The organism is Methylomonas sp., from assembly GCF_023228165.1.
GTDB lineage: Bacteria > Pseudomonadota > Gammaproteobacteria > Methylococcales > Methylomonadaceae > Methylomonas.
Map to the genome: position 1 here is coordinate 16805 of NZ_JALOBS010000011.1, position 22057 is coordinate 38861.

Annotated in this window: 24 protein-coding genes, 1 tRNA gene and 1 pseudogene; 17 read left to right on the forward strand and 9 right to left on the reverse strand. The window is 48.8% G+C overall.

Annotated features, from left to right (window positions below):
* Positions 1-23 precede the first annotated feature (23 nt).
* Entirely contained in the window at positions 24-1025 is a 1002-nt protein-coding gene (locus tag M0R33_RS09835) for a hypothetical protein (protein ID WP_292568280.1), read from the forward strand.
* Here M0R33_RS09835 and M0R33_RS09840 read toward each other — a convergent pair.
* Genes M0R33_RS09840 through M0R33_RS09850 form a run of 3 tightly spaced genes read right to left on the reverse strand, consistent with a single transcriptional unit; the run spans position 1017 to position 4995 of the window.
* Positions 1017-1433, reverse strand: coding sequence for a PIN domain-containing protein (locus M0R33_RS09840; protein WP_292568282.1), 417 nt, complete (start codon positions 1431-1433; stop codon positions 1017-1019). The two genes, M0R33_RS09835 and M0R33_RS09840, sit on opposite strands and share 9 nt — an antisense overlap.
* On the reverse strand, positions 1430-1687 hold the full coding sequence (locus tag M0R33_RS09845; RefSeq protein ID WP_292568284.1) for a hypothetical protein: 258 nt from the start codon (positions 1685-1687) through the stop codon (positions 1430-1432). The genes M0R33_RS09840 and M0R33_RS09845 overlap by 4 nt, the downstream gene beginning before the upstream one ends.
* Before the next feature lie 8 nt (positions 1688-1695).
* Positions 1696-4995, reverse strand: a complete 3300-nt coding sequence (locus tag M0R33_RS09850) for an N-6 DNA methylase (RefSeq protein ID WP_292568286.1) — start codon at positions 4993-4995, stop codon at positions 1696-1698.
* A gap of 93 nt (positions 4996-5088) precedes the next feature.
* Between M0R33_RS09850 and M0R33_RS09855 the strand changes: the two genes are divergently transcribed.
* The 6 genes from M0R33_RS09855 (at position 5089) to M0R33_RS09880 (ending at position 9078) form a co-directional block, all read left to right on the forward strand.
* Positions 5089-5388: a hypothetical protein gene (locus tag M0R33_RS09855; protein ID WP_292568288.1), complete on the forward strand. Its 300-nt coding sequence runs from the start codon at positions 5089-5091 to the stop codon at positions 5386-5388.
* A 187-nt stretch (positions 5389-5575) separates the two neighbouring features.
* Positions 5576-5806, forward strand: coding sequence for an AlpA family phage regulatory protein (locus tag M0R33_RS09860; RefSeq protein WP_292568290.1), 231 nt, complete (start codon positions 5576-5578; stop codon positions 5804-5806).
* 38 nt (positions 5807-5844) lie between these two features.
* Positions 5845-6288, forward strand: coding sequence for a CHC2 zinc finger domain-containing protein (locus M0R33_RS09865; RefSeq protein ID WP_292568292.1), 444 nt, complete (start codon positions 5845-5847; stop codon positions 6286-6288).
* The gene (locus tag M0R33_RS09870) at positions 6285-8018 is read left to right on the forward strand and encodes a phage/plasmid primase, P4 family (RefSeq protein ID WP_292568294.1); all 1734 of its coding nucleotides are present in this window, start codon (positions 6285-6287) and stop codon (positions 8016-8018) included. The genes M0R33_RS09865 and M0R33_RS09870 overlap by 4 nt, the downstream gene beginning before the upstream one ends.
* On the forward strand, positions 8018-8320 hold the full coding sequence (locus tag M0R33_RS09875; RefSeq protein ID WP_292568296.1) for a hypothetical protein: 303 nt from the start codon (positions 8018-8020) through the stop codon (positions 8318-8320). Before M0R33_RS09870 ends, M0R33_RS09875 begins: the two co-directional genes overlap by 1 nt.
* Before the next feature lie 341 nt (positions 8321-8661).
* Positions 8662-9078, forward strand: a complete 417-nt coding sequence (locus M0R33_RS09880; protein ID WP_292568297.1) for a hypothetical protein — start codon at positions 8662-8664, stop codon at positions 9076-9078.
* Positions 9079-10033: 955 nt separating this feature from the next.
* On the opposite strand, the pseudogene M0R33_RS09885 reads toward M0R33_RS09880, so the two are convergent.
* From M0R33_RS09885 to M0R33_RS09900, 5 genes and pseudogenes are all read right to left on the reverse strand, one after another.
* Positions 10034-10654: pseudogene (locus tag M0R33_RS09885) on the reverse strand (SprT family zinc-dependent metalloprotease).
* Positions 10569-10763, reverse strand: a complete 195-nt coding sequence (locus M0R33_RS09890) for an N-6 DNA methylase (protein ID WP_292568299.1) — start codon at positions 10761-10763, stop codon at positions 10569-10571. The pseudogene M0R33_RS09885 and the gene M0R33_RS09890 overlap by 86 nt, the downstream one beginning before the upstream one ends.
* Positions 10754-11962: a hypothetical protein gene (locus M0R33_RS09895; RefSeq protein WP_292568301.1), complete on the reverse strand. Its 1209-nt coding sequence runs from the start codon at positions 11960-11962 to the stop codon at positions 10754-10756. Before M0R33_RS09895 ends, M0R33_RS09890 begins: the two co-directional genes overlap by 10 nt.
* Positions 11963-12370: 408 nt before the next feature.
* Positions 12371-12622 carry a DUF6538 domain-containing protein gene (locus tag M0R33_RS24410; protein ID WP_366043578.1) on the reverse strand — a complete coding sequence of 84 codons (252 nt, stop codon included), beginning with the start codon at positions 12620-12622 and terminating at the stop codon, positions 12371-12373.
* Positions 12623-12669: 47 nt separating this feature from the next.
* Positions 12670-12757: transfer RNA gene (locus M0R33_RS09900), tRNA-Ser, on the reverse strand.
* A 184-nt stretch (positions 12758-12941) separates the two neighbouring features.
* On the opposite strand from M0R33_RS09900, the gene M0R33_RS09905 reads away from it, so the two are divergent.
* Positions 12942-14165: a M20 aminoacylase family protein gene (locus tag M0R33_RS09905; RefSeq protein ID WP_292568303.1), complete on the forward strand. Its 1224-nt coding sequence runs from the start codon at positions 12942-12944 to the stop codon at positions 14163-14165.
* A 2-nt stretch (positions 14166-14167) separates the two neighbouring features.
* Here the strand turns inward: M0R33_RS09905 and M0R33_RS09910 are convergent, their stop codons facing one another.
* A complete protein-coding gene (locus tag M0R33_RS09910; protein WP_292568305.1) occupies positions 14168-15046 on the reverse strand; it encodes an HDOD domain-containing protein in 879 nt (292 codons plus the stop codon).
* A gap of 74 nt (positions 15047-15120) precedes the next feature.
* Between M0R33_RS09910 and prmB the strand changes: the two genes are divergently transcribed.
* From prmB to M0R33_RS09955, 9 genes are all read left to right on the forward strand, one after another.
* On the forward strand, positions 15121-16050 hold the full coding sequence (gene prmB, locus M0R33_RS09915; protein WP_292568307.1) for a 50S ribosomal protein L3 N(5)-glutamine methyltransferase: 930 nt from the start codon (positions 15121-15123) through the stop codon (positions 16048-16050).
* A 3-nt stretch (positions 16051-16053) separates the two neighbouring features.
* The gene (gene aroC / locus M0R33_RS09920) at positions 16054-17142 is read left to right on the forward strand and encodes a chorismate synthase (RefSeq protein ID WP_292568309.1); all 1089 of its coding nucleotides are present in this window, start codon (positions 16054-16056) and stop codon (positions 17140-17142) included.
* Complete coding sequence (locus M0R33_RS09925) at positions 17143-18297, forward strand: MFS transporter (RefSeq protein ID WP_292568311.1); 1155 nt, start codon at positions 17143-17145, stop codon at positions 18295-18297.
* 33 nt (positions 18298-18330) lie between these two features.
* Complete coding sequence (locus M0R33_RS09930; protein WP_292568313.1) at positions 18331-18945, forward strand: MotA/TolQ/ExbB proton channel family protein; 615 nt, start codon at positions 18331-18333, stop codon at positions 18943-18945.
* Positions 18945-19379 (forward strand): biopolymer transporter ExbD, encoded by a 435-nt coding sequence (locus M0R33_RS09935; RefSeq protein WP_292568315.1) that lies wholly within the window; start codon positions 18945-18947, stop codon positions 19377-19379. Before M0R33_RS09930 ends, M0R33_RS09935 begins: the two co-directional genes overlap by 1 nt.
* Positions 19376-20389: a tetraacyldisaccharide 4'-kinase gene (lpxK, locus tag M0R33_RS09940; protein WP_292568317.1), complete on the forward strand. Its 1014-nt coding sequence runs from the start codon at positions 19376-19378 to the stop codon at positions 20387-20389. Before M0R33_RS09935 ends, lpxK begins: the two co-directional genes overlap by 4 nt.
* A complete protein-coding gene (locus M0R33_RS09945; RefSeq protein WP_292568319.1) occupies positions 20370-20561 on the forward strand; it encodes a Trm112 family protein in 192 nt (63 codons plus the stop codon). The genes lpxK and M0R33_RS09945 overlap by 20 nt, the downstream gene beginning before the upstream one ends.
* Positions 20558-21322, forward strand: coding sequence for a 3-deoxy-manno-octulosonate cytidylyltransferase (kdsB, locus tag M0R33_RS09950; protein WP_292568321.1), 765 nt, complete (start codon positions 20558-20560; stop codon positions 21320-21322). Before M0R33_RS09945 ends, kdsB begins: the two co-directional genes overlap by 4 nt.
* 225 nt (positions 21323-21547) lie before the next feature.
* On the forward strand, positions 21548-22021 hold the full coding sequence (locus M0R33_RS09955) for a GNAT family N-acetyltransferase (RefSeq protein WP_292568323.1): 474 nt from the start codon (positions 21548-21550) through the stop codon (positions 22019-22021).
* Positions 22022-22057: the final 36 nt, after the last annotated feature.

Consider the following 22057-nt stretch of genomic DNA (forward strand, 5'->3'; position numbering starts at 1 on the left):
CAATCATAATCAAGGCGGATTCGATGTTTACACAAAAATGGGGTGATGCTTACTATAGTCATGATATCGGCCCAGATGCAGATTCAAATTCAGCAAGACATTGGATCGAGAATTTAGAACGATATCAGCCGGATTTAAAGCAGCGGGTGCAGCGTACTGTCGACCAGTGGAATTTGATTGTTAGGGATCAACTGCGGAATGAAACCGCACTCAGACTCAACATCGAGAGCAAATCCAACCATACGGAAAACAAAAACATCCAAATTCCAATCAAAGTTGTTGATGGCCTGCCGGAGCCATTGATTGATATTTTGAGAAGATACAGTGAACAAGCGCCTATTCTGTTAAACGAAAAATCCTTTGCCGATACCGCCAGCGGGCTTGATATTGCTATCGAGCAATTTTCCGCACTTCAAACATTATGCCCCAGTCCAATTTCGCAATCCGACCTTGGCAACGTTACGGGTTGGTTCCAACAAATACTTGAACAGCTCAAACAGATTGACCTCAAGCAAAGACTCAGAAACCTTGATCAAGACATTTTAGGCGCCTACTTTTTAAATTCTCCCAGGGTCGAAATTTATTGGGTGGCAATCGGCATTTATGCCCAGCTGTACAGCATATCCATAGAAGGCTTATGTTTGGTCGTATTGGCGCATGAACTTGCGCACGCATACACCCATCGAGGTAAAGATATCGACGGCACAACGTGGGAAACCAAAGATTTCGGCAATGCCGATCTTGGCATCGTGGAAGGACTGGCTCAGTTCTATACTAAAACCGTTTGCGAGAAATTAGCTGCCCGTTTTCCGGCAGCACTTGAAGCCTATCAAGCTCTATTACAGACCCAATCGCCGATTTATACCGAACATGAACAGTGGATTGAATACCATCCACAAATAGAACAACACCTAAAAGAAGCCGTACGCTTCAGCATGATTCAATGCCGTAGCGAAGGCATAGTGCGTTATGACGAATTCATGAGAGTTCTGCATGATGTGGGCAACTTTCCATTTTCACGGTAACAGCAGATTTTGAAAAGGCCGGGTATTTTTCCAACGGTAGGTATGAAAATCGCGTTTATCCGTACTGAAAATCCGGCCATGGCCCACGTCTTCAGCTAATAGCACCAGCGACGCGTCGGCCAAGTCCATTGGCAAGTCGGCGTATTGCCGCATCAACTCCACGATACGCGTTTTATGTTTATCTTGGATTTCAAACACGTCGAAAGCGCCTAAATGGTACATTTGCATGAAACTCAATTGCGCTGCCACGCCCTGGCGTTTTAACAGAATATGACAAACTTCCGTCATGACCGGAAACGTCGTTATCAAGCTTTCATCCAGGGCCTTGGCGGCGGCATTGGTTCTCGCGTGGTGTTTGTCGTTTTTGTCGGCTAACGCGATCCAAAACCCGGAATCGGCGATGATCATGCTTTATCGCTCCAATCCAGTAGATTTTTGTAGTTTTCCGATAGGTTGCCGTCGCCCGCCATGCTGCCGATAAAACCGGTCTGTTGCATGATTTGATAAGCTTTTTGGCCTTCGCTGAGTTCAGGGTTGACTTGGCGCTGGTAAATTTCATCGATAGCCAAAGAAATCAGTTCTGAGGTGTTTTTTCGCAAAGTCTTTTCCAGCTCATGCAGTTTTTCCAGGTGTTGGTTATCCAGTTCGGCGGTGATTTGCATGGTTCCTCCTATTCGTTTTCAATCAATGCAATTTCCTCTGGCGTGAGTCCAAAGAGAGCGTAAATCGCTGCGTTGAGTTCGCGCTCGGATTGGACAATGGCTAACGTCAGGCGTCCTATTTCTTGGGTGCCGTCTTCGAGTAGTTCTTTCCAGTCCATGCGTTCCTTGACCGGAATGTCCAGCTTGAATTCCTTTTTGATTTGTTTCTGGAAGGCGGCGAAATCCAGTTGCCACCAGTTTTGCAGAGCGGTGGACAGTTTTTCGACCTGTTTGTCGGGATGCAGCGATGGGATGGTGTCGCGTAGATTTTTTTGCTGTTTGTAACGCGCTTCGGCATCCCGCTGGCATTTTTCAGCGAGATCGGCAATGGTTTGTTTTTGGGTTTCGCTGGCTTCCGGGATGGGCAGTATTTCGATGTATTGGGTAAACATCCGATAAAACCCTCCACGAATAAATGGTGACATACTTCGAATCAATAGCCACAATGTTTTTGAATTTAACAAGCCGGCAAGAAACCAATCGGCTTTAGGAACGAAGTAAGCAGTATTCGCGCAATATGAACCGCTTATATCCAGTGAAAAATTCGGTTTGTCGGAAATATCAACATAGCAAATTTTTGGCTTCTCCATAGATGGCGCATACGCTTCCTGCGCCTGCTGCAACTCAAACCACTCTTGTTTGGTTGCCCGCTTTTCCAGTTTTTCTTTAAATGGCATCAAGAGTTCTTTGATAGCCGGATAATCCTCTATGTTGATTCGATTTTTGGGAATATAAATCAGCCATAAATCTCTCGCTTCCACTCGCCATTTTTTCAGGTCTTTGCCTTCCAAGAAGGGCTTGAGCAATTCGGCCGATTTTGGATCGGCTTTTACCAACTTGTCGCGAATGGTTCGATCAATCACAAACGCTTCATTCAAGCCGGTCTTGATTCCATACATTGGGGAACCATAAACTTCTTTAAGAGTTTTGTGGCCTTCAATCAATTTGGCTCTCAGGTTCGCCAGAGCATCGTCACCCATATGCCAATTGTCGGCATTTAGGTTGCTTTGCGGAATCTCTAGTGAGTTTTTGGAAAATGCCTCGTCTAATTGATGAATTTGTGACGGGTCATTGATGACCGTGAAGTGAAAATGATGATCGGCGTCGGCTTGATTTTTTTGCAGACAAACAATCGCCGGATAGGTGGTGACGCCTTCAAAGACTTGTAAATCGCCAAAATCAACGATCGTCTGCAAGGCCGCGTGTTTCAAGAGATAGCTTCGCAACGGTTCACCGGCGGCGGTTTTGAAAAAAGTACTGCTGGAAATATAACCCAAACATCCAGACGGTTTTAACAGGCGTAAACCAATCTCGTAAAAATAGGCGTACAAATCCGCGCGTTCGGCGGCCACAGTAAAATTTGCAGACAAAAACGGTTTCCAGGGTTTCAGGATTTCCATCCGCACATACGGCGGATTGCCCAGCACCACATCAAAACCGCTTTTGACCAGAATCTCCTTGAACGTGGTATTCCAACCGAAACGCTCGCTGACCCAGCGGCTTTTTTTATCCGGTTCAAAGCGCAAGCTATTACCGCAGAGCAAATGTCCATCCAAGGAATCCAGCTTGTGGCCGGGCTTGGCGGTCTTCAACCACAGCGATAGTTTGGCAATTTCGACCGCGCCGGCGTTGATGTCCACGCCATACAGGTTGTGGGTCAAAATAGCGCGGTCGCCGTTGAATTCTTCCAAACTGCCGGGATAAAGACGGCGCAAGGCTTGCGCCAATTCCCGGTAATACGGCGCGAATACATCGAAGGCGGCCACCAAAAACGCACCGCTGCCACAAGACGGGTCGATGACTTTGATGCTTTCCAGAGTTTGTTGCCAATGCGCCCAATAATAGTATTCGCCTCTGGCAATGTCGTTTTCCGTCTGACCGATTTTCAAGCCGGTTGCCGCGCCTTTGGCCGCTTGTTTGCGCCATTCTCCCTGGGCTGTCAGATATGACTCGCGCACTTCCGTTTGCTTAGCTTCCAGATAGCGCCCCAATGTCTGTTGCACGATGAAGCGGGTAATGGCGTCGGGGGTATAAACAATGCCGTCTTGCTTGCGTTTGCCGCTGACGCTGCGGCCTTTACTTTCTGCTGGAGCAATGCGCTTGGCCAGGTCAGTAATAAACGATTTGGGTTTGGCTTCCGCCGCTTCCCGCAATTGCTCCAGTTCCGCCACACTTTGCTCGAAAATATGCCCCAGTACGGTAACCCTTACCTCCGTGCCGAAGTCATATTCAGTCAAACCGTGAAACTGCTGAATCAAGGCATCCGGTATGTCCAGATTTTCCAGTGTTGGGTTGGGCGCAAACAAACCGCCGTTATAAGGCGGGATGGTTTGCGGATTATCGCGGCTGCCTTTATCAATAGCCTGGAACAAAGCTTTCAGATTATCCCAGGAGGAATGTATCGCATCGTTTTGGGTATAGGTTTTGAAGGTGTTTTTTGCTAACAACCCGTTGTCTTCGGCAAAGGCGATAAACAGGATTCTATCAAGCAAGGTTTGCGCCGGCTCGATGATTTCCAGGGCGGTAAACTCAGGATTCGCTTCCGCCAAGCCGATAATGCTGTTCCAGCGCATCTTTTGATATTCGCTGTATAAGCCACGGGTAATCTCTTTGTCTTGCTGCTCGCTTTCTTGCAGCCAGCGCAAGGTTTTGCCGTTCAGGATGGCGTCTTCCGACAACAGCGCTACGAATCGCCAATAGTGTTCCGGTTGGTGTAGCTGGGTAAGAAACCAACGCTCATAGCGGTCTGGGCTGCTGTTTTTGGCATACAACCGCCATTCACGCATATTGGTCACCAGATAAAACTGGCAATTGGGTTCGAGACTGGCGTAGTTGCGGGCTTGTTCGACCGGGGTGCGATTTTGATAGCCGTCGCCTTTTTGCTTGACATCAAGATCGGTTTTTGCGCCTTTGTATTCACCAACGGCAATCACTTTAGGAGTGGCATCGGAAAAATGGCCTAATGCAATATCCGGCGTTCTGTTTTCGGTAGCAATGTTGTACTGCGAGTTTAATGTTGGATTCTTGCTAGTGGCGCCATGCCAACCCAGTATCTTGATGAAAAAATCTATCGTCAGATCGGCTTCGAGTTCGCGTTCGCCTTTTCCGTGCTTACGGCGCTTGTCATCCATCAAGGCTTGCCAATTTTGAATGATTTCTAAATGGCCGGCTGGAATCGACGCTGCAACGTCAATTTGTTTTTGCAGATAACGAGGTAAGAATAACGGTAGATTTTGCGGGGCAGCCAGTTCGTTTTGAAAGTTAGTCACGTTGATCCATTACATGCGGTAAGCTGAAACTTATTGTAGTTTAACCGGCATACGCCCATTATTTTTATTTTCAAAATCCCATCGTCAATAAGCATGCCACTAGACGCCAAAGGCCGAACCAAACGCGCCAAAAAAGCCGCCAGCGTAGCCGCCAAGAACAGAAAGGCCAAAACGTTGGAACGCGATAAAAACATCTACTTGGCTTACCACTACCTTTCCGGTGGATGGTTGAAAAAGTCGGATTCCATAAAGGCGATAACTTTTCTCACAGATGTCTGTGGCGGGCCTAATTTGAAGAATCAGGAATCGGCGTTACGAAAATTAGCTGACGGCACAAAATTGAGCCGTCAAAGAATTCATCAGATCGTCAATAAGGCCCAAAAGCTAACTTAGCTCGCTTGACGCGAATATGCTGGGATTAACCTAATTTTAAGTTTTGTTGCCAAAATTTATTGCATTAAATTTCAATTACTTACTGTTTATCAGAATTTTCTAATTCATTTCAGGAAAACGACCCAAATCGGCCTGAATATCCAATACACACTGTTGACGTCTTAAGCAGCACAAAGGAGTGCATTAAATGTCCACAGCATCCAACCCCATGTTAGCCCTAGGTTATTTGCGTATCTGGCAAATTGTTGGTGATAAGAAACGCGGTATCGAACCCATTTTGCCGATTGGCCGTTCGACTTTTTTAGCCGGGGTCAAATCCGGTAAATACCCGCAGCCAGTCAAACTAAGTGAGAGAACTACCGCTTGGCGCAAAGCCGATATCTTGACGTTGCTGGATTCTATGGGCTGCGCTAAGTAGACCAATCCACGCATGCACAAAAATAGCAAGGTGGGTTTATGAAACAGTCTACGCAAACGCTTGATTGGAAGACCGAATGCTTACTAGAGCGGTTGGATAAAGTGAAAAATACCGGCCTAAATAAATGGCTGGCTTGTTGCCCTGCGCATAGTGATAAACATCCGTCTTTGGGCATCAAGCAAATCGATGACAAAATCATCATCCATTGTTTTGCCGGTTGTCATTATGCAGATGTTCTGGCTGCAATAGGTTTTGAAGCCAGTGATTTATTTCCCGATAAAACGACTAATTTCTACAGACCAAAAAAGCCAGCGCCAAAATTTAATAAGTCGGAATTATTTGACCTCTTAGTAATTGAGGCAGTTATTTTGGCACTCTGTTTTCAGGCCATAAACAATAAGGTTGCCAGTGAGGTTGATTGTAAAAGGGCTGAGAAGGCTTTCGAAGCCATCATGCGCTTACATAGTGAGGTGTATCGATGAGCAGTTATCGAATACCGGAAATGGATTTAACTGCGGCCCTCGACAAAACGTTTGGGGTAGTTGGTGAGGCAGAAAATGTTGTTGTAGAAGAAACTACATCACCTTCGTCACCATCATCACCCAAGCGGGCTGCAGCGGTCATACACGACGTAATTGATTCGGAAAATCAAAAGTTGGGTGATGAAGCTGTGCAGCCAGATGGCAGCAAACAAAGTTTCAGCGATCCTTCCGAGAAAGAGTCAAAGCTGGCTGAACATATCGCCAACCAATTGAGAAATTGCCTTTGCTATGACGAAATCGGAGGCGATTGGTACAGCCAGAAAAAAGGCTTGTGGTACACGATTCCGGAAAAACGCGCACTGAAGCTCATCATGCAAGCGATGGACTTCTTGTTACCGCAAGGTTACGCCATGCAAAAGCTGAACAACATTAAGTCGTTTTTGATGATTTATTTGTTGCTAGATGAGTGGGAAAACAATCGCCATTTATTACCATTGGCTAATGGCATTCTGGATACTTGCAAAATGACGTTGCTGGTCTACACCGATAAGCATAAGTTTAATTGGCAGTTGCCCTACTGCTACGAGCCCAAGGCTAAATTGGATGTCATCAAGTGTTGGTTGTGGGATGCAAGCGGTCAGGATAACGAATCGGTCAATATTATCCGTGCATTTTTCAAAATGGCCTTGGTGGGTGGTGATGTCCAAAAGTTTCTTGAGTTGATTGGTGAAGGCGGTACTGGTAAATCGACTTTGGTTCGTCTGCTGGTGGCGTTTATCGGCGAAAAAAATCATGCAGCTACCGACTTAAAAAATCTTGAAAGCAATCGCTTCGAGGCAGCAGCATTGTATGGCAAGCGCTTGGCACTAATTAGTGACTCTTCCCGTTATGGTGGTGAGGTTTCAGTACTGAAGGCGTTAACCGGTGGTGACCCGGTGAGGATGGAGAAGAAAAATCAACAACAATCCGGCAGTTTTGTGTTTCAAGGGGTTGTTGTCGTCGCATCCAATGAGGCGATTCAAACGGCAGACTATACCAGTGGCTTAATTAGGCGAAGGATGCCAGTAATCTTTAATCGCAAAGTGACCGATGCCGACAAAGCTAAATGGGCTGCCATGGGCGGTATTGAAACGGTGATGCTCAATGAGTTGCCCGGCCTTTTGAACTGGGTACTTGCCATGACGGATGCTGACGTCAAGGCGGTTATTGGTGGCATTAACGGCCAGATGACACAAGCGCAACGGGAGCATTTGGTCGAAACCAATAAAATTGCCGCTTGGCTAGATGACAATATGGTCATCAAAGCGGATGCAGTCGTTTATGTGGGCTGCAGCATGAAAAAGAAGACTGATACCTTTGAGATTGATAAAGCGAGATCACAAAAGCTCTACGCCAATTATGAGCTTTGGTGTGACGAGGCTGCGGTAAATCCGGTTGCGCTGCAGCGCTTCACGGCCAATGTCGTTGATGTTTGCAAGCAACTGCATATTGCGGTTGTTGCCATGAATAAAGACAAATATGGCAAGCCCATAAAAGGCTTAGCGATTAGAACAGAGTTACATTTTGATTATCAGACACCCGTGACTCGAAGGCTATTGGATGATGGGGCGAAAGTTTATAGTGATGAAGCGGTGACCAAGAAAACCCTTGCCAGTGATGACGTTGACGAAGATGATGATGTTTTTTCAGCTGTAGCAAATTCACATGTCGACGATGTGGAGGTGTTTTGATGAGCGCTTTAAGCAAAATGCGTCAGGCTGGATTTATAGTCTCTCTAAACGACACCGACATTGAAATCAGACCCGCTTCAAAACTCAGCGAGCAGCAAAGGCATCACATCAAGACGCACCGCGATACGATAGTATCCGAATTACTACTTGAGCAACGTCGGCAGCGCTTTAGCCATTGGCGAATCGTGTGCAGAGGCCAAATTAAGGAATTGGTATTCTGCCCGCCTCATACATTCGATGAAATCAAGCATGTTTATAAAAATGCCGACCTGATTGAGCCTATCACTCACCTGGCTGGATAACGAAAAATTGCGATTTGGGTAGCTTGTTATCCGTTAATATTAATCCAAGCTTGCGCAACCAAATGGTCTTTCAAGTTTGGAGACCGCAAAGCCATGATATATGAGGCGTGCAGGACTTTTGGCAAAAGTTGCGGAAACTTGGAAAAATCAAATTTCACTAATGATTTCGTAAAATATTTATGGGTGGTTTTGGTAGCGGTAGGCAGTCCGATCTCGAATGTACAGACGATTGTCGGTCAATTGACATCAGGAATTGGGCGCGTGAGGGCTTCTTACGAACAAATCTTGATTTTATTTGTACTTGGTCTAGAAACCGAAAGGTGACCGGTAAAATTCGTGTCATGCCGGAATCAGACAAAGTCAGGCTTTCTTATTCTTATCGTGTCCGAGGTGACGATTGGCAATTTATAGATCATTCAATTGCTCTGCAAACTACTGCTTGCCATTATGGAGGGAAACGCTATTGGTTTACTTGTCCTGCGGTTGGATGTGGCAAGCGTGTTGCCGTGTTGTATTTGGGCGGTAAATATTTCGCGTGTCGCAAATGTTATCAATTGGCATATAAATCCCAGCGTGAAACACTGGAAGACAGGGCTATCCGAAAAGTGGATAAACTTAGAGAGCGTTTAGAATGGGAGCCAGGTTTTTTGAACGGTCAGGGATTAAGGCCAAAGGGTATGCATTGGACAACATTTCATCGTCTTTTTGCGGAACACGACAAGTTAGTGAGACAAGTCTTGCAGTCCTATATGGTGTGATTTATCAAGATATGAAATGAACCAAGAATTACTGGGGTGAAAAGCGTGATGACGCAGGGTTAAAGTTCTAAAGTGTTACCGTTATCGTTACCTTTTTATTTTGCGTGTTTACTGAATTTATATATTTCAAATATTTATAGATGATTTCGATACCGACCCTCGTACCACCTACTCTTCCAGAGTAGTCCAAAGAAATTTAAAAACCCGCTAGCCGCAAGGCTTAGCGGGTTTTTTATTGCCCGGCGTAAAGCTAGGGAAGTAATAGGGGGCTTTACTCGGGCATTTTCGTGCAAATTCCCCAGTCGGGGTCAAGACTGAAATGGATGTAAATGAGTGCGGCTGATAGCGTGAGCGCGACAAATTGCCGCAGTTAAACTGGACAAAAGTATTTTATTGAAATAGAATGGCACCACCCTGTAAAGAGGTAGAGGCTACTTGAGAGCATATGTTTTCAAGGTAACGAGGAAGGAAGCGACCGGTTCTCCGGTAAAGCAATAATAACAAACGCAAGCTATTAACCAGCCATTTTAACTGGCGGGCGTCCATTCAAAACATAAAAAATAATATCGGACGAAGCCCACTTAGGTGGGCTTTTTTATGTCTGGCATTTAATTTGTATCGGCGTTAGGATTGGGCATCCCTTGGTCTTTGTATTTGACTTGTGCCCAGCTTAGATAAATGTTCACACATGCTTATAAGTGTTTTAAAAAGTGCCTTCGGCAATGCAGCGCCCACCTTCGTTCGCTGTAATAATTTCGCGAATCGTCATTCCTACAAACGCTTTTTGTTTACCATAGATGCCAAAATCTTTTAAGGTTTTCTTCTGTTACTAGTTCCATGGCAACTTCATCTCTAAAGGTTTTTATGGTTTTGAATCCGCCGAGCGATTGCCAACGGTGAAGCGAATGGAAGCTCAGACGACAATTGGCGTGCAGTTTAAAGCAAGTCAATATAATCAAGTATCAAACGACAACGGCATCTTGTTTAGCAAATCCCGCCTCTCCCGCCAATTGGGCATGAACTTATCCATGTGTGCTCTAAAACGCTCATTGTGCTTACGCTCAAGCAAGTGAACTAATTCGTGGGCCAGAATATACTCTAAGCATTCCGGAGGTTTTTTGGCTAATTCAAGATTCAACCAGATGCGTTTAGCACTCGAATTGCAGCTGCCCCACTTGGTTTTCATCTTCTTAACACTCCAATCAACTAATTCAACACTAATCAATTTTTTCCAGTTGGGAATAAGCTTCTCAATCTGAGCTTTAAGTTAAGTTCGATAAAATTCCGTTAGTACCAGCATCTTATTTTCGACCGATGTCCCCGGATTCACAAACAAATGGATTTTGCCACCCGAAACTTTTATCTCATGCCGACCACTTCGCTCCACAACATTTAGTCTGTGACGTTTTCCCCACAAGTAATGGCATTCGCCGCTGACCATTTCCCGATCGGATTGTCTGGGCTGGGCTGCAAAGTCGCGTTGTTGTTTTCTAATCCAGGGAATACGACTCACCACAGCCATGCGAATCGCGGTGTCGGTCAATGGTATTTCCCTTCCAGATTTTGGCGGTGGCATTGTTGTGCAGAATCATGTTCATCCGCGCCAATGCGCTGGTGGCGTTGTCCATTTCCTGACCGAATATGGTCAAACCACGCGGCGCTTCATCGCTGGCTTTTAACAACAACGAGCCGGAACCACAGGTATCGCCGTGTCAGGATAAAACAGCTTTTCTGCTTCTAGCCAAATCAGATCATCGTCAGATAAACGCTGATTGTTATTGAGTTTGAGGAGTATTGAATAAAGTGGGCTGTCAATGCCATCGGAGCGACGAGTTAGGTTAAAGTCAAGTTTCAATGCCAGAATAATGATCTCTTCGAAGAAGTGCTCTTTACACCAAACAATATCATCGTCGGTTAAGCCATGGCCTTGCTTGACTTTGTCGGTCAACGCATCCGCTTTGCGTTTATAGATAAACTTGAGGGTCTCGAACAATTTTCGCTTTTTGAGATAATTGACCTCTGGCTCCGTGAGCGGTTTTTCATCACGGATTTTTCGCAGCACCTTAAAAAGATGTTGACCAGGATCATCCGATGCAAACTGAGTCGCACGGAACTGCTTCTTCAGGGCGATAAATTCAAGTGCTTGAAGGGCAGCCAAAGCTGACAGGCATTGATGCTTGATTAGAAATTGTTGTTCGGTTTCTGTGGGCAGTGAGCCCTCATCCAGTTTTTGCAGGATCAAACACAACTGCATAAAACCATCGACTGCCAATTCAGTCGTATTACATTGATAACGAGCGAATAATGACTTAGTCTGCGGCTCTATGAAGTGAAATACTGAAAACACACTGTTCTGTATAAGCCATTCAAAATCGCTTGCAGACAAGGCTTGCTTGGACGTGACGTTTGACAACCGTTGAACGGCATTTGGATCGAACGGAATGTCTTCGGTGATACCGAATTTTTCCTTGAGTTTGCTGAATGATAAGAAATGCTTATACGTCTTATCGATCAAGGCTAATTCGTTTTCTGCCAAATCCTCTCGGTTATGGACTTTGAAAAATACCAATGCCCGATCCGATTCCGGCAATGGCACTGTCAAAACATGCGGTCGTACAAAGCGATTATGACGGAGTGATGCCAAATCGTTTCTAACAGTTTCAGCAATGACTGCCCGGTAATCCTCGATTACCTTCCGGTTTTCTTCTTGGGTCTTAATAAGCGAAATCGCATCGTTAAGACGCTGAGATTCCAGCCAGTCCCATTCGTTAATGGTCAGATTTTTCACCAGCTCGGCTTTACGAAGAATAAAGTACAGCGTACCCAGCGGATCTCTGGGTAACTCAACTGGGATACGGTATTTCTCGAAAACGTTGTCAATCATGTCTTAACCCTAAAAACATCAATTTCTAAATCATGTCGATGACAGGATAGTACAGGGAGTTAATTACGGACGAGAAGAGCCCTATAAATTCTGATGTCATCAGTCATCAAACCGTAAAAAGCCGTTGAATCACAATCATGATACTTTATGCGAATCCAACGGCTGGTTACACGCTAGTCGATTAATCCTCTAATCGGGGTCTTCCTAGAGCATGGTTTCTTGGAGGTAGTGTTTGCCACGACCAGCCGATTACCCGTGGATCGTTGGCATGACTACCTGAGTGGCGGCAATTCGACCCTGGCGGATACCATGCTGGGGATCGCTTGGTCAGTGGCGCGCACCGCATCGAACTTAAAGGTAACTCGTTGCGACAGCGGCGTGGCCGAAACACGAAGGTGAAAGAATATTTCAAGCGTAAAACAGAACCAGCCTTGTGGCGGGTTTTTTATCGGCAAGCTTTAACTCTTTACGCTCGGCTTCGTCGCTGTTTTGAGTTCTGAGGCTTTGGGTGATTTCGCGGGATTTGAAAATTTCGCGAAGTTCGGCGGGCACACCGAGACGGAAATAAAAGACGTTTTTTCGGCTTGTCAGATAGGGAATTTTAGCCGTAACAATAAGTCCCCTTTGTAGTACGGTTTTGTAGAAAAGACCGTTATTTATTGGTGGTTATTGTCTATTAGTCCTTATGTATCAAAGACTTAATTATGTGGCGGAGAAAGAGGGATTCGAACCCTCGATACGTTACCGTATACACACTTTCCAGGCGTGCGCCTTCGACCGCTCGGCCATCTCTCCGGATCAATATTTCAGCCGCGCATTATGAAGCAAATATGGCTGATATGCAATCTTGTTTATGACTTTGGCTGATTTTTAAGCGCTAAAAATCGATTGCGGTTCAATTACAAATACTGTCCCTGGTTTTTCGTTATGATTCTGGTTGCATTCACATTGTTCAGATAATTGGTCGCAAGGGGAACGTATGGACGAAATGGCTCAACAACTTAACTATTCACAGGTATTGCCGGACATTGTGGCCGAAATCGCTGCAATCCGCGCTTTGCGCCGGGATATTCATGCCCATCCCGAATTGTGTTTTGAAGAGGTACGCACGGCTGAGCGGGTGGCGGACACTTTACAAGGCTGGGGCATCTCGGTGCATCGCGGTTTGGGAAAAACCGGCGTAGTGGGTACGATTCGCGCCGGCAGTTCATCGCGGACAATCGGCTTGCGGGCCGATATGGATGCATTGCCGATTCTGGAGCAAAATGGCTTTGCGCATGCATCGGTCTTTCCCGGCAAGATGCATGCTTGCGGGCATGACGGACATACAGCCATGTTGCTGGCTGCCGCGCAATATCTGGTTCGGCATGGAAAATTCGACGGCACCGTGCAGCTTATTTTTCAACCGGCTGAAGAGGGCGGCGGCGGCGCGGATGCCATGATCAAGGACGGGTTGTTTGAGATGTTTCCCATGCAGGCAGTGTATGGCATGCACAATTGGCCCGGTTTGCCGGTAGGGCAATTTGCTGTGGGGGCGGGGCCTGTAATGGCGGCCTTCGATACCTTTCAAATCATTATTCGCGGCAAAGGTTGCCATGCCGCTTTACCGCATTTAGGTTTGGATCCAGTACCGGTAGCGGCGCAAATCATCATGGCTTTTCAAACCATCCTTACCCGTAGCGCTAATCCATTGGATGCCGGTGTGTTGTCGGTAACCACGGTGCATGTTGGCGAGGCAAAAAACGTGATAGCCGATACCTGCGAAATGACCGGCACCTTGCGGACGTTTTCGGCTGACTTAATGGCTTTAATACAGCAACGCATGCGGGATATTGCCGAGCATACTTGTCTGGCGCACGGTATGACCTGTGAGATTGAATTTACCAAAGGTTATCCCGCCACGGTCAATCATCCGGAGCAGGCGGAATTCTGCCGACAGGTAATGACGGGCATTGTAGGCACGAAAAATGTGCTGCTACAGCAGCCGGTAATGGGCGCGGAGGATTTTGCTTATATGTTGCAACAATTGCCGGGCTGCTATTGCTTCATCGGCAACGGAGAAGGCGAGCACCGTGCGCCCGATCATGGCGCCGGCCCATGCACTTTACACAATGCCAGTTACGATTTTAATGACGCGATATTGCCGTTGGGGGCGACTTATTGGGTGAGGTTGGTGGAAACCTGTCTGGCCATGGCAAATTAGCCTCAATTCAACATGGCGCGCACATGTTCAATCTCATCCTTGACCTGGTCGAGAATATTGATACTGAGGTCGGCATCCAAATTGCCGGCAGCCAGTTTTTTATAGGCGGGTAATTCATCCATTTTCGGCATTTTTTTGATGTCGATTTTGCCGATAAAGCTGTGTAATTGCGAGATCATAACGATATCGCTATAAGTGGCCAGCGGGCCGCTGTCGCGATACCAGTCTTCCGCATAGTTTACGACATCTTCAAAGTCGGTCGGAAAATCCCATTTACGGATGATTTGCACGCCGATTTCGCTACGCAGCTCCTTGACGGTTTCGGCAAGATCGGTGGGCGAAGCCAGGATATCCGGCTGCCGATCGGCGTAGCCCAGTATCGGCACAATGCCGATGTCATGGATCAGGCCGGCCAGCATGGCTCTGTCCGGGTCGAAGCCGGGTGTTTTGTGGGCCAATACCGCGCTAATTGCAGCAACATGGCTGCTGTGTGCCCATAACTCCTGCATTTTGCGGCGAATAATGCCCGTGCGAGCGTTGAATACGGCTTTTAATGCAAATACGGTGATGATGTCTTGAGCGGCTTTCAAACCGAGGCGGGTAATGGCCTCCGGGCAGCTTTCTATCTTGCGCCGGCCGCGATAGAGCGGGCTGTTGGAGATTTTGATTAGCCGTGCGGTAATGCTGGGGTCGATCTGAACTACGCGGGCGATTCTACTGCTGTTGGCTTTAGGCTCATTGATGGCGCGGCGAATCTTGATGGATACATCCGGAATAGTAGGTAAAGCCAGCTTTTCGGATTGCATATATTTATAACAATCCAGATATAAACGGTTTTTGGCGAGTTTGCTGGGTTTAGGGTTGGGGATGGCCTCGGTCATCGGTATTTGCTTTATTCGGACAAGCGGGTCGGGTTTAGTTTAAAATTTGCAGCCTTTTTATCTGCAGGCAGCACATGACTATCACTTCGCCGGATGTTATCACAACCCTGAATAGCATCAGGGACTATATTCGCTGGGGCGCCAGCCGTTTTGCCGAGCATCAGGTATTTCTGGGGCACGGCACGGTAACACCTTTGGACGAGGCAGCCGCAATTGTCTTGCACACCCTGCACCAACCCTATGACTTGGCGGATACTTATCTGGACGCCGTGTTGACCATGTCGGAAAGGCAGGCGGTTTTAACCCTAATCGAGCGCCGCATCCTGGAACGCAAACCATCCGCTTATTTAACCAACGAAGCCATGTTTGCCGGTTTGTCTTTTTATGTAGACGAGCGGGTGCTGGTGCCTCGTTCGCCGATCGCCGAACTGATTGCGGAACGATTCGAGCCTTGGGTTAATGAAGATCAGGTATTCAATATCCTGGATTTATGTACCGGTAGCGCCTGCATTGCCATTGCTTGCGCATATGCTTTTCCGGATGCGCAAGTCGATGCGGTGGATTTATCGGCGGAGGCCTTGGATGTCGCGCAAATCAATGTGGAAAAACACGATTTGGGCGGGCAGGTGGGGTTGTATCAATCCGATTTATTTGCCGATTTGCCGGTCAAGCCCTACGACGTTATCGTCAGTAATCCGCCGTATGTGGCCATTAGCGAATGGGAAAGCCTGCCGGCCGAATTTCATACCGAACCGGAGATGGGTTTTACCGGCGGAGACAGCGGTCTGGATTTAGTGATCCGCATTCTGGTGGATGCCAGGCAATATCTGGCAGAGCAGGGCATACTGATCGTTGAAGTGGGCAGTAGTGCGGAAACTTTACAGGATATGTTCCCCAATGTACCTTTCCAATGGCTGGAGTTCGAACGCGGCGGCGACGGGGTTTTTCTGCTCACGGCGCAACAAGTCAACGATTATCACTCTCTATTTGCAAGCGCGGTATAAAGCATGTCTGGAAACACTCTAGGAAAATTATTTACGGTCACTACCTTTGGCGAAAGTCACGGTCCCGCGCTGGGTGCCATTGTGGACGGTTGCCCCCCAGGTATGAGCTTGAACGAAGCGGATTTACAAATAGACTTGGATAGACGCAAACCGGGTACCTCCCGCCATACCACCCAACGCCGCGAAGCCGATGCGGTCAAAATTCTCTCCGGCGTGTTCGAAGGCAAAACCACCGGTTGCCCCATCGGCCTGTTGATTGAAAATACCGATCAACGCTTAAAAGACTATTCCAAAATTGCCGAGAGTTTCCGTCCAGGTCATGCCGATTACACCTATCAGCATAAATACGGATTTAGGGATTATCGCGGCGGCGGACGTTCTTCGGCGCGGGAAACCGCCATGCGGGTGGCGGCGGGCGCTATCGCCAAGAAATATTTGTTGGAACAGCACGGTATACAGGTGCGCGGCTATCTATCGCAATTGGGGCCGATTAAGATCGATGCGTTCGATTGGGATGAAATTGCTAATAACCCGTTTTTTTGCCCCGATGTGCATAAAGTAGCCGAGATGGAAAGCTATATGGATGCCCTGCGCAAGGAAGGCGAATCCATCGGCGCCAAGATCGAAGTGATTGCCAGCAATGTGCCACCGGGCTTGGGCGAGCCGATTTTCGACCGCCTGGATGCGGATCTGGCGCATGCCTTGATGAGCATCAATGCGGTAAAAGGCGTGGAAATCGGCGACGGTTTCGATTGCATCGATACCAAAGGCAGCCAATTTCGCGACGAAATCACCCCGCAAGGTTTTTTGAGTAATCACGCCGGCGGTATTCTGGGTGGCATTTCCAGCGGCCAGGACATCGTGGCGTGCATGGCGCTGAAACCCACTTCCAGTCTGCGCCTGCCCGGTCGCAGTATCAATATCAACGGTGAACCCATTGAGGTGGTTACCGAAGGCCGCCATGATCCCTGCGTGGGCATACGCGCCACACCGATAGCCGAAGCCATGATGGCGATCGTATTAATGGATCATTTGCTGCGCCACCGCGCCCAAAACCTGCATGTCGATAGCGGTCTGCCGATTCTGCGTTAAATGAAACTGCCGTATTGGCGTTTATCCGGATTTTACTTTTGCTACTTCGCTACTCTGGGGGCATTCCTGCCCTTTTGGAGTTTGTATCTCAAGCAAATAGGTTTTGCCGCTACCGAGATAGGTGAATTGACCGCCATGCTGGTGGCGACCAAAATCGTCGCGCCTTATTTATGGAGCTGGCTGGCCGATAAAACCGGTCGTTGCCTGCGGCTGATACGCATCACGTCGCTGTTCTCGGCACTGATTTTTAGCGGATTTTTAGTTCGATACGATTATCCGTGGGTGGCGGGTGTGACGGTGGCGTTCAGCTTTTTTTGGAATGCCACCTTGCCGCAATTTGAAGCCGCTACTTTGCGCCATCTTAAAACCGAACCGCAACGATATAGCCGGATTAGACTGTGGGGGTCGGTTGGGTTTATCGCCGCGGTTTTAGGTATCGGCCGTTTTCTGGATGATTTCAGTATCGACTATCTGCCTTGGATTATTACCGGTTTATTGCTCGGTAACTGGTTTATGGCGTTGCTTACCCCGGAAGCCGTTGCCGGCCATGATAATAAAGCCGCCGATAGCGTCTTGCAAATACTCTTCAAACCTGAATTGCTGGCCTTCTTTACCGTATATATGCTGTTACAAGTCGCGCATGGACCGTATTACGTGTTCTACTCGGTGTTTCTGCAGCAACATGGTTACTCCACCACGTTAACCGGTTTTTTATGGGCCTTGGGGGTTTGCGCGGAGATTCTGGTGTTCATCTGGATGCATGGTTTGTTCAAGCGTATCAGCCTGCGCGGCCTGTTGTTGGGCAGTTTGGCCTTGAGTATGTTGCGCTGGCTGATGATCGCCCATGGCGTGGACTCGCTGCCGGTGATTGTGGCGGCGCAGTTGCTGCATGCGGCCAGTTTCGGCGTTGCGCATGTAGTGGCCATGCAGTTGTTGCATCGTTATTTCGGCGACAGGCATCAAAGCAAGGGGCAAGCGCTTTATAGTAGCCTCAGTTTTGGCCTGGGCGGAATGGTGGGTAGTTTCTATAGCGGCTATTTGTGGGACTTACTGGGCGGCGGGCCGGTGTTCGTGATTGCGGCCTTGGCTTGCGGTGTGGCGTTTTTAATCGCCTTTCTCGGAGTAGCTCGTCAAAAGCCGGTGACATTGGGTTAAAATTGGATGAATTTATTCGTGAGGAAGTTATAGGTGTTTGAAATCATTAAAAGCGGCGGTTGGATGATGCTGCCGATTATTTTATGTTCCATTGCGGCAATGGCCATTATCGGCGAACGCTTCTGGTCGTTGCAACGTAAGCGCATTATACCGGCTGACTTGGTGCCTTACATCTGGCAGCTGCACCGGGACAACAAACTTGATGATGCCACCATACGTCGGATAAGAATGAGTTCGCCGCTGGGCCGGGTGCTGGCGGCGGGATTACTGAACCGTAAGCACGGTCGCGAAATTATGAAAACCAGTATCGAGGAAGTCGGCCGACAGGTGGCGTTCGAGCTGGAGCGCTATTTAAACGCGCTCGGTAGTTTGGCCTCGATCACTCCATTGCTGGGCTTGCTGGGTACGGTGGACGGTATCATTCGGGTGTTTTCCGATATTGCCGTGGGCGGTATGGGCGATCCCGGCATTCTAAGCGCCGGCATTTCCGAGGCGCTGATTTGTACCGCTTCCGGCCTGACGGTGGCGATTCCCAGCTTGTTTTTTCATCGTTATTTCGAGCGGCTGGTCGACGATCATGTGGTGCGAATGGAAGAAGAATCGCTGCGCTTGATCGATATCATGCAGGGTAACCGAGAGGACGTCTGATGGAATTCCGCCGCAAAAAGCGCGCGCCGGTGGAAATCGGCCTGATTCCGATGATAGACGTGCTGCTGGTGCTGCTGTTTTTTTTCATGGTGGCCACCACCTTTCGTCACCATACCGATTTAAAAATCAATTTGCCGGAAGCCAAGGGCGAAGAAGTCGATCAGGCGGCCAAATCGGTGAATTTGTTTATCGATGCCGACGGCAAATACGCCTTGGCCGGTGAAGACGGTAAACCGCAGCCTCTGGTCGAACAGAGTCTGGATAGTCTGAAAAGTGCTTTGGCCGGTTTTTCGGGCGAATTGCACCAGCTGCCTTTCATTATCAGTGCCGACGGCAAAACCCCGCATCAGGCCGTGGTGAGTGCCTTGGATATTGCCAACCAATTGGGTTTTCATCATATAACCTTCGCCATCAATCCTGCGGAGCACCAATGAAGGCCAAAATAGCGCGCTGGTTTGAAGATGCCTGGTACCAGGAAATGTACATCTCGGCCTGGTTTATGCCGCTGTCGATGTTTTATGTGGATGCGATGCGTTTGCGGCGTTTTTTGTACCGTACGGGGCTGAAAACATCCGTCCGCTTACCGGTGCCGGTGGTCATCGTCGGCAATTTAACCGTGGGCGGCACCGGCAAAACGCCGCTGGTGATTTGTCTGGTGCGGCTGTTAAAACAGCAGGGCTATAAACCCGGGGTGATCAGCCGTGGTTACGCGGGCGGCGAAAACACACAGCCGCTCTCGGTAACGGCCCACAGCGATCCGCGCCAAGTGGGCGACGAAGCCTTGCTACTGGCCAGGCGTTGCGACTGCCCCGTCGTGGTTGCCGCGGACCGTCCGGCCGCCGGCAGGCACCTGCTGGCGGAAAATGCCTGCGACGTGATTATTTCCGATGATGGTTTACAGCACTACGCTTTGCAGCGCGACATTGAAATCGTGGTGATCGACGGCCAACGCCGTTTCGGTAACGGCTATTGCCTGCCGGTTGGGCCATTGCGAGAGCCGCCCGAGCGGGTCAATACAGTCGATTTCGTGGTGGTCAACGAACCCAAGGAATTGCTGGAAGGCGAGCTAGCTATGCATTGTCGAGGCGATAATCTCGTCAATCTGCTCACTGGAGAAATTAAACCAGTAACTGATTTTATCGGCATCACTTGCCATGCGGTGGCCGGCATCGGCAATCCACAACGGTTTTTCATGCAGCTGGCCGCGGCGGGTTTGGATTGTCAAACTCACGGCTTTCCCGATCACCATCCTTTTAACGCGACCGACTTGCAATTTAAAGACGCCAAGCCGGTGATCATGACCGAAAAAGACGCCGTAAAATGCGCCGCATTCGCGCAGCCGCGGCATTGGTATTTACCGGTGGATGCCGCATTGCCCGAAGCGTTTGCCGATTCATTTCTTACTCTACTGAAGGATAAAACTCATGGACAAAAAACTGCTTGATATTCTGGCCTGTCCGCTGTGCAAAAGCTCGCTGATTTACGATAAAGACAAACAGGAACTGATTTGCAAAGCCGATAATCTGGCTTTCCCTGTCCGCGATGACATTCCGGTGATGCTGGAAGACGAAGCCCGCCAACTGAGTTTCGAAGAAGCGGACGCCTTGCGCAAATGAGCGGGTTTAAAGTCGTCATTCCGGCCCGCTACGCCTCGACCCGCTTGCCTGGAAAACCCTTGCTGGAAATTGCCGGCAAGCCGATGATAGCCCACGTCTGTCAGCGGGCGCTGGAAGCCAACGCAGGGCAGGTAGTGGTGGCAACCGACGATCAGCGCATTTTCGATACGGTTTCGGCGCTGGGGATACAGGTGGTGATTACTGACCCAAACCACCAGTCCGGCACCGAACGCATCGCCGAAGTGGCCGTCAAACTGGGTTGGCAGACTGACGATATCGTGGTGAATCTGCAGGGCGACGAACCGTTGATTCCGCCGGCCTATGTTCGCGATGTTGCTGCCGCATTGGCTGGGCAGCAACAGGCCGGTATCGCCACGCTGGCGGCCAAGATTCTCGACGCCGAGGAAATCTTCAACCCCAACGCGGTGAAAGTGGTGCTGGATAAAAACGGTTACGCACTGTATTTCAGCCGGGCGCCGATACCGTGGAATCGCGCCAGTTTCCCAGAACACCACGTCATCGGTGACGAAACCCATCCGCATTATCGCCACATCGGCATGTATGCTTACACGGTTGGTTTTTTGCAACGCTACTGCAGCTGGCCCGCTTCGCCGCTGGAAAGCGTGGAATCCTTGGAGCAACTGCGGATTCTTTGGCATGGCGAAAAAGTGCTGGTGAATATCGTCGAGCAAACACCGGAAGCCGGCGTGGACACCGAAGAGGATTTGTGGCGGGTGGCGTTGAGTTTGGGGCAGGTTTAGATTAATGGGAAGATGGGATTAGCAGTAGGTCGCGTTGCCGCGATTGCGGTTACGTGACATTTTAAAGCGCCGAAATTGTCAGGGAACGCTCCGCGCACCCCGATATTTCCGTGTTGATTGCCATATAACCGCTATCGCGGCAATATGGCCTACGGTTGTTGCAGCCGGGTGGGCACGGTTTTGTGGCCACGCGGAATAATAGCCATCTCTGTTTAGCGATCAATCATGAACATCATAGACCTATCTCACCAGCCCGAGCATATTCCAACCCTGGCCGCATGGCATCATCGGCAATGGAGGCATTTGAATCCTGGTGGCACGCTGGAAGAACGCATCGATGGAATGCAGGGTTATCTGAGTAAACGATTAGTGCCGAGTACTTTTATCTGCAAGTGCAACGGACAGTTGGCCGGTTCGGCGGCGATTGTGGCAAGCGATATGGATACGCGGCCCACACTGACACCGTGGCTAGCCAGCGTGTTTGTGGCGCCGCCATTTCGTAACAGGGGAATCGGCGGTAGGTTGGTCGAGCATGCGATGTTGCAGGCTAGGTTAGGCGGCATTGAGACGCTGTATTTGTTCACGCCGGATCAAGCGGCTTTTTATCAAAAGTTGGGTTGGCAAATTTTATCCGAGGAAAACTATCGGGGTATTGCGGTAACGGTCATGCAGATACATCTTCAGGCTTTAATCGCATAATTCTGCAGGGTACGGCAAGACCAATTCGGCGGTTTG